Below are 13,932 nucleotides of genomic sequence, written 5' to 3' on the forward strand. Positions count from 1 at the left end.
TCTCATCTGGCGACCACGGCTACCTGACGAGCCAGCTCAACACACGCGTCATCACCCGTAACGCCCCGAAGTGCGCGGCACCCGGTTCGACCTCGACCCGGGCACCGGGGATGTTCCGGCCCAGCCAGCGGGTGTGCTCCACGGGGGCGAAGATGTCGTCCTCACCGTGCCAGAGCAGCACCGGCGTGGAGATCTTCCCCAGATCGAAGCTCCAGCCCGTGCTGAACGCCATGACGTCGTCCACCCAACCGTCCGCCGAACTGCGCAGCCCCTCGGCGAAGTTGCGCTCCAGCATGTCCTGGATACCGGCGTCCGCGACGATCCACCGGTCGGACTCGGGCAGTTGGCTGGTCATCTCGGCGACCGAACCGGCCGGATCGGCGAGGATCGACAGCGAGCGGAGCCCGAGCGTCGCCGTCACCCGGTTGCGGCCGATCGACGCGTTGACGTACTCGCGCACGTTCGACTCGGTCATGCCCTCGAACCAGTCGAGCCCCGGCGCGTCCCGGGGGGCGAGGCTGACCAGCGCGGCCACCCGTGTCGTTCGTTCCGGCAGCAGTGCCGCACAGGCCAGCGCGTGCGGGGCACCGCCCGAGCGGCCGACCACGGCGAAGCGGCCGATGCCGAGCGCGTCCGCGATGCGCGCCACATCGGCGACCACGTCGCTCACCGTGCGGCCCGGCAACCGGTCGGAGTCCCCGTAGCCCGGCCGGTCGAAGGCGATCAGCCGGACGCCCAGGTGGTAGAGCACCCGCTCACGCGGCGCGGGGCCGAATCTGCTGCCGGGAGTACCGTGCAGCAGAAACACCGGCCGACCGGTCTGAGGCCCGCTGTCCTGGACCGCCAGCCGACGCCCGTCCGACGTACGCACTGTTCCCTGCATCGTCATCCCCTGTCGTCCCGTCCCGCCCGTGTGCCCCGCCGATCCCCGCCCGCGTTCTCCATCAACCACCGCGACAGGCACGGGCTTCGAACCGCGTCCGTGTCGACAGTGACTCGGCGGGGGCCAGGGAGCGGCACCAGATCGCGGTGCGGCACGCATGGGTCGTGCGAAATGCCATGGACGTACGACACCGTGCGAAGGCACCGCACGACCTTCGCGTACGGCATGACGTGGTCGTCTGACGTGGATTCACGCACGACGGAGCGCGCGCTGGAATCGCGCGCTGCCGGAGCGCGCGCGGTGGAATCGCACAGGCCATGACGGAGGTCTTCCGTGACTTTCCGTCGGCCGTCGGCTCGATCCCCCTCACCGGCGGATGCCCGTGCTGGTCGCCAACTCCCCCATCCGGCCAGTATGCAGCCGGACGGCCACGCGGCCCAGACCGCGTGAGGCACCGGGCCTCGTGAGCGCCAGGTCTTCACCGGGAACACGCCAACACCGCACGACCGGAAGCGGGTCGGGGTGGGGCGGGGGCGATCGGGGCGGGGCGGGCTACACCGCCACCAGTGGTGCGTCCTCGCGCCACTTCAGGATCTTGTCGAAGCTGACGATCGCGCCGCCGAGGCCCGGTTTGTTGCCGATGTGGACATGGTCGGCGAGTTCGCGGATGAGACAGAGCCCGCGGCCGTTCTCGGCGTCGGTGTGGGCCGGGCGGACCGGATGGCGGTGCGGGAAGCCGGGGCCGGAGTCGGCGACCTCGATCCGGCACTTCTCCCCGTCGAGATAGGCGGTGACCCGGTACGCCTCGGTGGTGGCACCGGACGCGACCGCGCCGCCGTGCTCGACCGCGTTGGCGCAGGCCTCGCTGAGGGCGATGGAGAGGTCGTAGGAGACGTCGGGGTCGACGCCCGCGGTCTCCATCGTGCCGATCAGCAGCCGCCGGGCGAGCGGCACGCTCGCAGCCTCACGCCGCAAATGGAGTGACCACCAGATGCTCATGCTCCAGCCTCCTGGCCGCGGCTCGACATACCGTTACGTATTGCCGCCGAGGGCCCCCCGCAATCGCCCCGAGGCCGTCTCTCCGCCCATACGGCGGATGCGTCACCCTCACAATCGGTGTATGCGGACCGAACCCTTCCGAATCACCCACCACATCGGCCACCACGTCACCCACCGCTTTCGCCCCTCCGACGGATGTGGTCGGTGACGCTCCGGGCGGGCGAGTACGGCTGCGCGTCCATGCCGGGACACGCCACCCCCGTACCTTTCAAGGCCACCGCAAGCCTTCATAGGCCACCGCAGGCGTTCAAGCCTTCAAGGGGCGCGGGGAACCGCGCGGCAAGCCCCCGCCTGAACACCGGCCCCCTCCTCCCCGTACCTGAACCCATGTACCCGCCCAACCCAGCGGAGCGCCCCGGTGCGATGATGAGCCCGCCATGACTGCCCCCCACCCACACCGGCCGACCACCCCGCGCCGCACCCGCGCCGGAGGTGATCTCCGGGTTCTACGGGCCGCGGTGTTCGCCGCGGTCTGCGTCGTGCTGGCCGGGGCCGGACACGCGCTCGCCTCGTGCGCGGCCATCCCGCTGTGGTCCCTGGGTGTCGGTTTCACCGGTGTCTTCGCCGTCGCCGCCGCGCTGGCCGGACGGGAACGTTCACTGCCGGGCATCGCGGCGACGCTGGCGGTGGGTCAGACCCTGCTGCACATGCTGTTCGGGCTGGGCCAGCACGGGGCGACGGCCGCGTCGCGGACCACGGAGGCGATGGACGCGCTGCTCGTCGAGCGCGCCGCCCGCTTCGTGTGCGGCACGACCGCGGCGGCCCTGAGCCCCGCGCAGGCCGAGCGGATCCTCATCGACGCGGGCGTCGGCGGCACGCATGCCGCCCACGGCCCGGCGGACACCATGGCGACCGCGGCGGACGCCTCCGCCCTGCTGCCGTCGCTGCCCATGATGCTCGGCCATGTGCTCGCGGCCGTCGCCGCCGGGTGGATGCTCCGCCACGGCGACCTCGCGCTGCTGCGGCTGGCCCGGCTGGCGGCCCAGGAGCCGCTCGTACGGTCCCTGCGCGGAGCGTTCGCGCTGGCGCGGGCCCTGCTGTCGGGCCTCCCGAGCGCGCCGGAGACCATCTCGGGCGCCCGGCACGCCGTGTACGCGGCGCCCGCGGCCCCGTGCACGACCGCCCTCCAGCACACTCTCGTCCGGCGCGGCCCGCCGACCGCCGCTCCCGCCCTCACCCTCGCCGCCTGACCGACACGGCACCCACGCTCACTCCGCACCTGGGTGAGGAGTCCGTCGTACGGCGTCGAGGCGCGCGCATCCGCTCCGCTCCCGGCTCCGGCCTCGGCCCTGTGTCTCCGGCCGCCCCGACCGCCGGTTGACGGCGCGCGCTGTCCCTCTCCCACGTTTCCCACGTTCTTCTTCCTCGTTCTCTCCCTCACTCACTGTGGAGTGTCACCAGTCATGAAGGCTTCTCGTATCGCCGCCGTCGGCGCCCTCGCCGGTTCGGCCGTCCTCCTCCTGTCCGGCCCCGCGTTCGCGCACGTCAGCGTCGCGGCGGAGGGCACGGCCGCCAAGGGCGGATACGCGACCGTCGACTTCAAGGTCCCCAACGAGCGCGACGACGCCACGACCACCAAGCTCGAGGTCAACTTCCCGACCGACCACCCGCTCGCCTCGGCGCAGCCGGAGGCCATCCCCGGCTGGAAGATCAAGGTCACCAAGGCCAAGCTCGCCAAGCCGGTCGAGCTGCACGGCGAGCAGATCGACGAGGCCGTCTCGAAGATCACCTGGACCGCCGACGGCGACGGCATCGAGGCGGGCTTCTTCCAGAAGTTCCCGGTCTCCATCGGTCAGCTCCCCGAGAACACCGACGAACTGGTCTTCAAGGCGATCCAGACGTACTCCAACAAGGAGGTCGTCCGCTGGATCGAGGTGCCCAAGGACGGCGAGGAGGAGCCCGAGAACCCGGCGCCCGTGCTCGCGCTGTCCGCCGCCACCGACGATCACCACGGCTCGGCCGCCTCCACCGCCTCCGACGAGTCGGAGGACGCCAAGGACGACGCCAAGAGCGCCGAGGCCGCGTCGAACGAGACCGCCGCCGCTCCCGCCGACAGCAGCGACACCACCGCCCGTGTCCTCGGCGTCGTCGGCATCGTCATCGGCGCCGCGGGCGTGGCGTACGGCGTCCTGGCCGGCCGTCGGCGCACGAACGCCTGAGCCTCAGCTTCTCGGCCCTTTCCCCTCGGCGCGCACGCGGCCCCGTGCGCGCCGGGGCTCGAACAACTGGGACAACTCTCCATGCGGACGAACATGAAGTTCACGAAGACGAAGACGAAGAAGAAGACGTTCGCGGCCGGCGCCCTGCTGGTCGCGGCCGTCCTCACGCTCTCGGCCTGCGGCACGGGTGACGACTCCACGACCTCGGTCGCCGAGGTCTCCGACACCGGCCCGCAGCAGGCCGCCACGGTCCTCGACCAGCCGTTCACCAAGCCGGACCTGGTCCTCACCGACACGAACGGCAAGACGTACGACCTCCGCAAGGAGACCGAGGGCAAGCCGACGCTGATCTACTTCGGCTACACCAACTGCCCCGACGTCTGCCCGCTGACCATGAACAACCTCGCGGTCGCGAAGAAGGAGGTGGCGAAGAAGGTGTCGAAGTCGGAGCTGGCGAACCTCCGGCTGGTCTTCGTCACGACCGACCCGGAGCGGGACACCCCGGCCGAGCTGGGCAAGTGGCTCAAGGGGATCGACTCCGAGATCGTCGGTCTGACCGGCGACTTCGACAAGATCCAGGCCGGCGCCCGCACCCTCGGTATCTCCATCAACCCGCCCACCAAGGACAAGAACGGCAAGACCGTCTCGGAGCACGGCACCCAGGTCATCGCCTTCTCGCCGAAGACCGACGGGGGCTATGTGCTGTACGGCGAGGACGCCACCGTGCAGGACTACGAGAAGGACCTGCCGAAGCTGCTCAAGGGCGAGAAGCCGTGAGAGCACTCGCCGGACCCGCCGGACCCGTCCTGATCACCGCCGCCGCGCTCGTCCTGACCGCCTGCGGTTCCTCCGGCTCCTCTTCCTCCTCCAACGGCTCCTCCGCCGCGAAGCTGCTGGTGAAGTCCGCCTATATGCCGCAGCCCGTCACGGACTCCCTGGCCGCCGGTTTCCTCGTCATCGAGAACGACGGCGGTACGGCGGACGAACTGACCTCCGTCACCAGCGACATCGCCCAGGACGTCACCGTCCACGAGACGACCGGGCAGTCGATGCAGGAGGTCACGGGCCTGAAGGTCCCCGCCGACGGCGAACTCGTGCTCAAGAGCGGCGGAAACCACCTGATGTTCGAGAACCTGAAGCGCAAGCCGAAGGAAGGCGAGACGGTGTCCCTGCGGTTGAACTTCACCAAGTCCAAGGCCATCACGGTCGAGATGCCCGTGAAGTCGGCGACGTACCAGCCGACCAGCGGGCGCTGAGGGAGGTAGCACCCTTGAGCCGGTTGAGGCCGTCGTTGAGGCCCGCGCTGAGGCCATTCCTGAGGCCGTTGCTGTTGCTGTTGCTCGCCACCGTCGGAGCGCTGCTCGCCGGTGCCGTGCCCGTCTCCGCGCACGCCGCGCTGACCGGCAGCGACCCTCAGCAGGGGTCGGTGGTCAAGGAGGCACCGGACCAGGTGTCGCTCACCTTCTCCGAGAACGTCGCGATGTCCGACGGCTCGGTGCGGGTGTACGACCCCAAGGGCAAGGAGGCCGACACCGGCGAGGTCACCGACCTGGGCGGCAACAGCTACGCGGTCGGGCTGCACTCCGGCCTGCCCGACGGCACGTTCACCGTCACCTACCAGGTCGTCTCGGCGGACAGCCACCCCGTCTCCGGGGCCTTCACCTTCTCCGTGGGGGCTCCCTCCAAGACGACGGTCGCGGTACCCGAGAACGAGGCCGGCGGCGGGATCGTCGGCGGTCTCTACGGGTTCGCGCGCTACCTGTCGTACGCCGGGTTCATCCTGCTGGTCGGTGGCGCGGCCTTCGTGCTGGCCTGCTGGCAGCGCGGTGCCGGGGTACGGCCCGTGCAGCGGCTGGTGGTCTCCGGCTGGCTCGCGCTGGCCACCGCCACCCTCGCGATGCTGCTCATGCGCGGCTCGTACGCCGGCTCCGGCAAGCTCGGCGACATCTTCGACCTCGGTCTCCTCAGCCAGGTCCTCCAGACGAAGACGGGCGCCGCCCTCGTCTCCCGCCTGCTGCTCCTCGCCGCTGCCGCGCTCTTCATCGCGGTGCTCTTCGGTGCGTACACGCGACGGGACGAGATCGAGGACGAGGACGAGGACGAGAGCGACGGCGAGGAGGAGAGCGCCGAGGAGGCCGGCGGCTCGACCGGCGAGGGTGCCGATGGAGCCGATGGAGCCGAGGAGACTTCTCGGACTCGGGGTCGTGCGGGCACGTCCGAGCACGCCGGGAAGGGCTCCGGCACACGGTCCGACGCGGGCACGGGCTCGGGCACGGGCTCCGACCGGGACGACGAGGACGCCGAGGACGACGGGGCCGACGAGGACTCCCACCACCGGGACCTCACCTTCGGGCTGGCCATCGGCGGGGGCGTGGTCTCCGCCGGTCTCGCCGCGAGCTGGGCGATGGCCGAGCACGCCTCGACCGGCATCCAGACGGGCATCTCGATGCCGCTCGACGTCCTGCATCTGCTGGCGGTCGCCACCTGGCTGGGCGGCCTGGCGACCCTGCTCGTGGCGCTGTTCCGGGCGCCCGCCGACGCGCCGATCGAAGCCGCGGCCGTACGACGGTTCTCCCGGGTCGCGTTCGGCAGCGTGCTCGTCCTGACCGCGACCGGGATCTACCAGTCCTGGCGCCAGGTCGGCACCTGGTCCGCGCTGACCGGCACGGCGTACGGGCAGTTGCTCCTCGTGAAGATCGGCCTGGTCGCGGTGCTCGTCGGGATCGCGTGGATCTCGCGCCGCTGGACCTTGCAGCTGGCGGAAGCGCCGGCCGCGACGGAGCCGGAACCGGAAGCGGCGGAGGAGAAGGAGCCTGCGGCCGCACACGCGAGCGCCGGAGGCTCCGGACGCGCGGCCGATGGCGGTTCCGAGCGTGCCGCTCAGCTCGCACGGCAGCGGGCTGCCATGGCGAGCGCGCGGGAGAAGCGGATACGGAACGCCGATCCGGGCCGTACGGGGCTGCGCCGGTCGGTGCTGGCGGAGGCCGGCGTCGCCGTCGTACTGCTCGCCGTCACGACGGTGCTGACGGCCACCGAACCGGGGCGCACGGTGGAGGAGGCCAACGCGGCCAAGGCCGCCGCGACTCAGGAGGACGAGACGTCGGGGGCGCTGGCGCTGGACATGTCGTTCGACACCGGGGGCAAGAACGGCCAGGGCGTGGCCCGGCTGCAGATCGACCCCGCGCGCGTCGGCGCCAACGAGATGCACGTCTATGTCCAGAGCTCCGACGGCAAGCCCTTCGACGTCCCCGAGGTGAAGGTCGCCTTCACCCTGGAGACCAAGAAGATCGGCCCGCTGCCCGTGGTCCCCGACCGCGTCACCACCGGTCACTGGACGGCCGGCGGCGTGCAGATCCCCATGGCGGGCGACTGGAAGATCGAGATCACCGTACGGACATCTGAGATCGACCAGGTGACCGTCAGCAAGAACGCGAAGATCGGCTGAAACACACCATGGCTGACCAGAACCTCGTCGAAGACGGCCCCGCCGCTCCTAAAGGGGGGCGGGGCGGTGCCGACCGTACGGCTCCCGCGCGGACGACCACAAAGGGATCGCGGTCACCGTCCGGCGGTTCCGGGCTGGGGCGAGAGCGCGACACCTCACCCGGGAACCCCGGGGAAGGCCCGATCTCCCGGCGCCGTCTGCTGGGGACCGCCGGGGCCACCGGCCTCGCCCTGGGCGCGGCGGGCGGTGGGGCGGGCTACGCGGCCGGGTCCGCCTCCTCGTCCTCCTCGGCCGAGAAGGTCACCCCGCTGTCCTCCCTGGGTGCGGGGGAGGTGATGTTTCACGTGAAACATCAGCCGGGGATCACCACGCCGCTCCAGGCCCGTGGCCACCTCGTCGCGTTCGACCTGGCCGCCGGTTCGGGGCGCAAGGAGGCCGTCGCTCTGCTGCGCCGCTGGTCGGAGACGGCCCGGCGGCTGATGGCGGGCGAGGCGGCGGGTCAGGACGACACGGACATCGCCCGTGACGCGGGACCGTCGTCGCTGACCGTCACCTTCGGCTTCGGGCACAGCTTCTTCGCCCGTACCGGCCTGGAGAAACAGCGCCCCGAATCCCTGGACCCGCTGCCCGACTTCTCCTCGGACCAGCTCGACAAGACGCGCAGCAACGGCGATCTGTGGGTGCAGATCGGGGCGGACGACGCGCTCGTCGCCTTCCACGCCCTGCGCGCGGTCCAGAAGGACGCGGGCGGTGCGGCCCGGGTGCGATGGCAGATGAACGGCTTCAACCGTTCACCGGGCGCCACGGCCCACCCCATGACGGCACGCAATCTGATGGGCCAGATCGACGGCACCCGCAACCCGAAGCCGGCCGAGTCCGACTTCGACGAGCGGATCTTCGTACCGGCGAACGCCTCACCGGACACCTCCGGCGACCCGGCGTGGATGGCGAACGGCTCCTACGCCGTCGTACGCCGCATCCGTATGCTCCTCGACGACTGGGAGCAGCTCTCGGTCAAGGCGCAGGAGGACGTCATCGGGCGCCGGAAGTCCGACGGCGCGCCGCTGAGCGGGGGCGCGAAGGCGATCGAGACGACCGCGATGGACCTGGAGAAGACCGACGCCCAGGGCAATCTCCTCGTCCCGATCAACGCGCACGCCCGGATCACCCGCCCCGACCAGAACGGGGGCGCGGCGATGCTCCGCCGCCCGTTCTCCTTCCACGACGGCATCGACGCGAAGGGGGTGCCCGACGCCGGTCTCCTCTTCGTCTGCTGGCAGGCCGATCCCCTCCGCGGCTTCGTCACCGTCCAGCGCAAGCTGGACCGCGGTGACGCCCTGTCGAAGTTCATCCGCCACGAGTCGAGCGGCCTGTTCGCGGTGCCGGGGGGCGCGGGAGAGGGGGAGTATGTGGGGCAGGGGCTGCTGGAGGGCTGACCGCCGGTCTCCCGGCCTGGAGGAGGCGTGAGGGCGCCCCCAGGGCCGTGCATCGCCCTCAGGGGTGGTGTGGGCGAGACGCGTGCGCCAGGCCGCCCTGGGCCCATTAGGGTGAGGCCATGCCAGCCAGCTACGTGTACCTCGGCCCCGAGGGCACCTTCACCGAGGTCGCCCTGCGCACGCTGCCGGAGTCCGCGACCCGCGAGCTCGTCCCGATGGTGTCCGTGCCCGCCGCACTCGACGCCGTCCGCAACGGCGAGGCCGAGGCCGCGTTCGTCCCGATCGAGAACTCCGTGGAGGGCGGCATCACGACCACGCTCGACGAGCTGGTCGCCGGCGCCCCACTGATGATCTACCGCGAGGTGCTCCTCTCGATCACCTTCGCGCTGCTGGTACGGCCGGGCACCAAGCTCTCGGACATCAAGACGGTCACCGCGCACCCGGCAGCCCAGCCGCAGGTCCGCAACTGGATGAAGGCCAACCTCCCGTCCGACGTCGTCTGGGAGTCCGCCGCCTCGAACGCCGACGGCGCACGCCTAGTGCAGGAGGGCCGCTACGACGCCGCCTTCGCCGGTGAGTTCGCGGCCTCGCGGTACGGCCTGGAGCCGCTGCAGACCGAGATCCACGACGCGGAGAACGCCCAGACCAGGTTCGTCCTGGTCGGCCGCCCGGCCCGGCCCGCCGCCCCGACCGGCTCCGACAAGACCTCCGTCGTCATCTGGCAGCGCGACGACCACCCCGGTGGACTGCGCGATCTGCTCGGCGAGTTCGCCGTCCGCGGCGTCAACCTCATGCTGCTGCAGTCCCGCCCGACCGGTGAGGGCATCGGCAACTACTGCTTCGCGATCGACGCGGAGGGCCATATCTCCGACCGCCGGGTGGCCGAGGCGCTGATGGGCCTCAAGAGGATCTGCCTCCAGGTCCGCTACCTCGGTTCGTACCCGCGTGCGGACGCCGCCACCGCGAAGGTCCGGCCCACGCTGCCGGGCACCTCCGACACGGAGTTCGTCGCCGCGGCGGACTGGGTGGCCCGCTGCCAGGACGGTCGGTTCTAGGGCGGTCATCAGCTCTGGGGCGGCCGGTTCCAGGACGGGCCGCCCTGGCATCTCTGGCTCTGGTTGGCCGGCGTGCCTGTCGGCCTGTCGGCCGACCGACCCGCCGCCAGTCCTACCTGCTTATTTTCTTTGTCCACAGAAGTTATCCACAGGGCGGCTTCTCGACCTGGGGACAAGTCGACACCACAGGGCCGCTCAGTCGACAAATCCCCTTCGCGACCCCCGCTGTGTCCACAACCCCGTGGGTCACCCTTCGTCCATGTGTTTCCTGCCGTCAATCCTTTAGAGCGACCCATTTACCCGCGAATCCACTCGAAAGTGGGCGTGAAGGCGGTTTGACTCGGGAATCCTCAACTCGGCGCCCGACTTTCCGAATGATCTTCCCCGTAGTCCACAGATCTTTCACACAGCCTGTGGATAACTTTTCGGCACCATGGATCCCTGTGGACGACCGACCCCCAAGTCCCGTACGCAACAAGGGAGTCGAGTCAACCAGGCGCCACATCCACACCCCCTTTCAGGGGTTCGACCCGCAATTCATTGACTTTCACCAGGGCATGTTCACCACACGGATCCACTCGTCACGCTCCGCCACCGTTAGAGACATTCAGGGCAAATCAACACAGAAGAGGCACTGGGTGAATTCAAGTCGTGGGCCGGAACCACGCACCGGTAGCCTTGTGGGGTGATTGACCTTCGCCTGCTCCGTGAGGACCCCGACCGTGTGCGCGCGTCCCAGCGCGCCCGTGGAGAGGACGTCGCGCTCGTCGACTCCCTCCTGTCCGCCGACGAGCGGCGCAGGTCCTCCGGCGTCCGCTTCGACGAGCTGCGTGCCGAGCAGAAGTCGCTCGGCAAGCTCATCCCCAAGGCCTCGGCCGACGAGAAGGCCGAGCTGCTGAAGAGGGCGAGCCAGCTCTCGGCCGACGTCAAGGTCGCCGACGCCGAGCGCGACGCGGCCGACACCGAGACCCAGGAACTCCTCCTCCAGCTCGGCAACCTCGTCCACCCCGACGTCCCCGTCGGCGGCGAGGAGGACTTCGTCACGCTGGAGACGCACGGCGAGATCCGCGACTTCACCGCCGAGGGCTTCGAGCCGAAGGACCACCTGGAGCTCGGCACGATCCTCGGTGCCATCGACACCGAGCGCGGCGCCAAGGTCTCCGGTTCGCGCTTCTACTTCCTGACGGGCATCGGCGCCCTCCTCGAACTCGCCCTGGTCAACGCCGCGATCGCCCAGGCCACCGCGGCCGGCTTCACGCCGATGCTGACCCCGGCGCTGGTCCGCCCGCAGTCGATGGCCGGCACCGGCTTCCTCGGCCAGGCCGCGCAGGACGTCTACCACCTCGACAAGGACGACCTGTACCTGGTCGGCACGTCCGAGGTCGCGCTGGCGGCGTACCACATGGACGAGATCATCGACGCCGACCGTCTCCCCCTGCGCTACGCGGGCTTCTCCCCCTGCTTCCGCCGCGAGGCCGGTTCGCACGGCAAGGACACCCGGGGCATCTTCCGCGTCCACCAGTTCGACAAGGTCGAGATGTTCTCGTACGTCGCCCCGGAGGACTCGCAGGCGGAGCACCAGCGCCTGCTGGACTGGGAGAAGCAGTGGCTGACCTCGCTCGAACTGCCCTTCCGGGTCATCGACGTGGCCTCCGCCGACCTCGGCTCCTCGGCCTCGCGCAAGTTCGACTGCGAGGCGTGGATCCCGACCCAGGGCAAGTACCGCGAGCTGACCTCGACGTCGGACTGCACGGAGTACCAGTCGCGCCGTCTGCAGATCCGCGTGCGTGACGGCAAGCAGGTCAAGCCGCTGGCCACGCTGAACGGCACGCTCTGCGCCGTCCCGCGCACGATCGTGGCGATCCTGGAGAACCACCAGCAGGCCGACGGCTCCGTCCGTGTCCCTGAGGTCCTGCGCCCGTACCTGGGTGGCCGCGAGGTGCTGGAGCCGGTAGCCAAGTGAGCGAAGCGGCTGCCACCGGGGGTCCCGTGGACTCCGGGAAGACGACGGTCCCCGACGCGTCCGTGACCAACTCGGGCTCAGACCCGGGGTCGCCGTCGGGCTTCCCGTACAAGCTGATCGCGACCGACCTCGACGGCACGCTCCTGCGTTCCGACGACTCGGTCTCCCGGCGCACCCGTGAGGCGCTCGCCGCGGCCACCGCGGCGGGCGCGGCCCATATCGTCGTCACCGGCCGGGCCGTCCCCTGGACCCGCCCCATCCTCGACGACCTCGGCTACCGGGGACTGGCCGTCTGCGGTCAGGGCGCGCAGGTCTACGACGCCGGGGAGAACCGTCTGCTCACGGCCGTCACCCTGGACCGCCAGCTCGCCGCCGTGGCCCTGGCCAAGATCGAGGCGGAGGTCGGCCCGCTGCATCTGGCCGCCAGCCGCGCGGGCCTGGAGGGCGAGGTGCTCGTCGGTGCCGGCTACGCCCTGCACGGCGCGCTCCCGAGCACCCCGCTCACGGACGTGTCCGACCTCTGGGCGGCCCCGCTCAACAAGATCTACATACAGCACCCCACGCTGACCTCCGACGAGCTCACCGAAGCCTCCCGTCAGGCCGCCGGCGGCTTCGTCACGGTCGCCATGGCCGGCGAGGGCATCGTCGAACTCCTGCCTCTCGGCCTCACCAAGGCCACCGGCCTCTCTCTCGCCGCCCGCCGCCTCGGCGCCAAGCGCACCGACACCATCGCCTTCGGCGACATGCCCAACGACATCCCCATGTTCAACTGGGCCACCCACGGCGTAGCCATGGCCAACGCCCACCTCGACCTCAAAGCCATCGCCGACGAGGTGACCTCCTCCAACGAGACCGACGGCATCGCCGAGGTACTTGAACGCCTACTGGGCTAGACACCCCGGGCGCCCCCGCTCCATCTCTGGGCCTGTACGTGTCCCGGCCCCCGTCCGTGTCCCTGTTGTCCCTGTCCCCTCTGCGGGCAGTCGTGCCGCTGGGGCGGCACGGGTGGGCGCAGACGGCACCCGGCAAGCGCCGGCAAGCGAAACGAACCTCGCCCGACCCAACCGCCGGGCACCTGAATTCCGACCCCGAGGTGCACCCCACCCCGAGAGCCTCTCTCCACTCCCTTGGCCACAACCCGGCCAAGTCACAGCGACAGCGAACCGGCGGAGGATGCACGAATCGAACGTGCGCGGGCAAAACCCGACCACGGCTTAGCAAGCCGGTGCCTTACCACTCGGCCAATCCTCCGGGTGGGCGGCCCACGCGAAGCGATTCGCGTGCTCGAAGCGGCCGCCCCGGACAGCTCCCCGATGGGGGCGACGGACTCGACGGAGGGGTAACTACTCCGGAGCCCGCCGTGGGCTGCCCTGCCGGGAACTCGACGTACCGCGCCTGAAGGACGGCATCGCCGGGCTCCTCTCCCAGAACGTGGCGCCGACTCGATCCGGCGACCTGGACATCAACCACTGTGCCCGGCAGCCGAGTTGCCCGCCACCGAATATCCGTCCGCGAGGCTCGCCGCGCGGGGCGGTCACCGGCGGCGCCGCCTGCGGCGTCGCGCCTTGCTGAAGAACCACCCGGCGGGCGGCTCCTCCGAGCGCCAGGGCTCGGGCTCGGGGGCCTGCCGCCGCCAGCGTGCCGCGAGCATCCGGGCCCGCGCCGACGGTTCGGCCGTCCCGGCGGACCGTATGAAGTCCTCGTCCAGAACGATGTCGTCCCAGACACCCTCGCCGTCGGGCCCCGCGCCCCGCGCCTCACCGCCGTCGGACGAACCCTCCGCTGCCATCCCCGTGCCTCCTGCCTCCCGGCCGCCTTCCTCTGGCAGCCCTCCTGGCCGCGTTTGCCCCTCGTCTCCCCTCCGTCCAGTCTGCCGGGACGCAGGTGAAGCCCCCGTCAAGATCACCCGTCCGATCAAAGGACGGGGACCCT

General features: G+C 70.7%; 12 protein-coding genes and 1 tRNA gene. 9 read left to right on the forward strand and 4 right to left on the reverse strand.

The window, feature by feature from the left end; translation table 11 throughout:
* Positions 1-19 precede the first annotated feature (19 nt).
* A complete protein-coding gene (locus F9278_RS23425; RefSeq protein WP_152170080.1) occupies positions 20-883 on the reverse strand; it encodes an alpha/beta fold hydrolase in 864 nt (287 codons plus the stop codon).
* A 552-nt stretch (positions 884-1,435) separates the two neighbouring features.
* Complete coding sequence (locus tag F9278_RS23430; protein ID WP_152170081.1) at positions 1,436-1,882, reverse strand: ATP-binding protein; 447 nt, start codon at positions 1,880-1,882, stop codon at positions 1,436-1,438.
* A 437-nt stretch (positions 1,883-2,319) separates the two neighbouring features.
* On the opposite strand from F9278_RS23430, the gene F9278_RS23435 reads away from it, so the two are divergent.
* From F9278_RS23435 to F9278_RS23475, 9 genes are all read left to right on the forward strand, one after another.
* Positions 2,320-3,132: a hypothetical protein gene (locus F9278_RS23435; protein ID WP_193241602.1), complete on the forward strand. Its 813-nt coding sequence runs from the start codon at positions 2,320-2,322 to the stop codon at positions 3,130-3,132.
* Between the two features lie 213 nt (positions 3,133-3,345).
* A complete protein-coding gene (locus tag F9278_RS23440) occupies positions 3,346-4,101 on the forward strand; it encodes a YcnI family copper-binding membrane protein (RefSeq protein WP_152170082.1) in 756 nt (251 codons plus the stop codon).
* A gap of 81 nt (positions 4,102-4,182) precedes the next feature.
* Positions 4,183-4,878 (forward strand): SCO family protein, encoded by a 696-nt coding sequence (locus tag F9278_RS23445; RefSeq protein ID WP_193241603.1) that lies wholly within the window; start codon positions 4,183-4,185, stop codon positions 4,876-4,878.
* Positions 4,875-5,357, forward strand: a complete 483-nt coding sequence (locus F9278_RS23450) for a copper chaperone PCu(A)C (protein ID WP_152170083.1) — start codon at positions 4,875-4,877, stop codon at positions 5,355-5,357. Before F9278_RS23445 ends, F9278_RS23450 begins: the two co-directional genes overlap by 4 nt.
* Positions 5,358-5,425: 68 nt before the next feature.
* Positions 5,426-7,546, forward strand: coding sequence for a copper resistance CopC/CopD family protein (locus F9278_RS23455; protein WP_226966888.1), 2,121 nt, complete (start codon positions 5,426-5,428; stop codon positions 7,544-7,546).
* A gap of 8 nt (positions 7,547-7,554) precedes the next feature.
* Complete coding sequence (efeB, locus tag F9278_RS23460) at positions 7,555-8,982, forward strand: iron uptake transporter deferrochelatase/peroxidase subunit (RefSeq protein WP_152170084.1); 1,428 nt, start codon at positions 7,555-7,557, stop codon at positions 8,980-8,982.
* Positions 8,983-9,101: 119 nt separating this feature from the next.
* A complete protein-coding gene (pheA, locus tag F9278_RS23465; protein ID WP_152170085.1) occupies positions 9,102-10,037 on the forward strand; it encodes a prephenate dehydratase in 936 nt (311 codons plus the stop codon).
* Positions 10,038-10,722: 685 nt separating this feature from the next.
* On the forward strand, positions 10,723-12,000 hold the full coding sequence (gene serS / locus F9278_RS23470; protein ID WP_152170086.1) for a serine--tRNA ligase: 1,278 nt from the start codon (positions 10,723-10,725) through the stop codon (positions 11,998-12,000).
* A gap of 62 nt (positions 12,001-12,062) precedes the next feature.
* Entirely contained in the window at positions 12,063-12,893 is an 831-nt protein-coding gene (locus tag F9278_RS23475; protein WP_152174076.1) for an HAD family hydrolase, read from the forward strand.
* 274 nt (positions 12,894-13,167) lie between these two features.
* On the opposite strand, the gene F9278_RS23480 is transcribed toward F9278_RS23475, so the two are convergent.
* Together F9278_RS23480 and F9278_RS23485 are read right to left on the reverse strand one after the other, a co-directional pair.
* A tRNA-Ser gene (locus F9278_RS23480) sits at positions 13,168-13,251 on the reverse strand.
* 283 nt (positions 13,252-13,534) lie between these two features.
* Entirely contained in the window at positions 13,535-13,789 is a 255-nt protein-coding gene (locus F9278_RS23485; RefSeq protein WP_193241604.1) for an SGM_3592 family protein, read from the reverse strand.
* Between the last annotated feature and the right edge of the window lie 143 nt (positions 13,790-13,932).

Origin of the sequence: Streptomyces phaeolivaceus (assembly GCF_009184865.1) — a bacterium.
Lineage (GTDB): Bacteria > Actinomycetota > Actinomycetes > Streptomycetales > Streptomycetaceae > Streptomyces > Streptomyces phaeolivaceus.

Excerpts from the sequence above, each read along its gene's own strand:
- F9278_RS23425 (WP_152170080.1), bottom strand. The coding sequence starts at position 883 with ATGCAGGGAACAGTGCGTACGTCGGACGGGCGTCGGCTGGCGGTCCAG.
- F9278_RS23430 (WP_152170081.1), bottom strand. The coding sequence starts at position 1,882 with ATGAGCATCTGGTGGTCACTCCATTTGCGGCGTGAGGCTGCGAGCGTG.
- pheA (WP_152170085.1), top strand. The coding sequence starts at position 9,102 with ATGCCAGCCAGCTACGTGTACCTCGGCCCCGAGGGCACCTTCACCGAG.
- F9278_RS23435 (WP_193241602.1), top strand. The coding sequence starts at position 2,320 with ATGACTGCCCCCCACCCACACCGGCCGACCACCCCGCGCCGCACCCGC.
- F9278_RS23485 (WP_193241604.1), bottom strand. The coding sequence starts at position 13,789 with ATGGCAGCGGAGGGTTCGTCCGACGGCGGTGAGGCGCGGGGCGCGGGG.
- F9278_RS23445 (WP_193241603.1), top strand. The coding sequence starts at position 4,183 with ATGCGGACGAACATGAAGTTCACGAAGACGAAGACGAAGAAGAAGACG.
- efeB (WP_152170084.1), top strand. The coding sequence starts at position 7,555 with ATGGCTGACCAGAACCTCGTCGAAGACGGCCCCGCCGCTCCTAAAGGG.
- F9278_RS23440 (WP_152170082.1), top strand. The coding sequence starts at position 3,346 with ATGAAGGCTTCTCGTATCGCCGCCGTCGGCGCCCTCGCCGGTTCGGCC.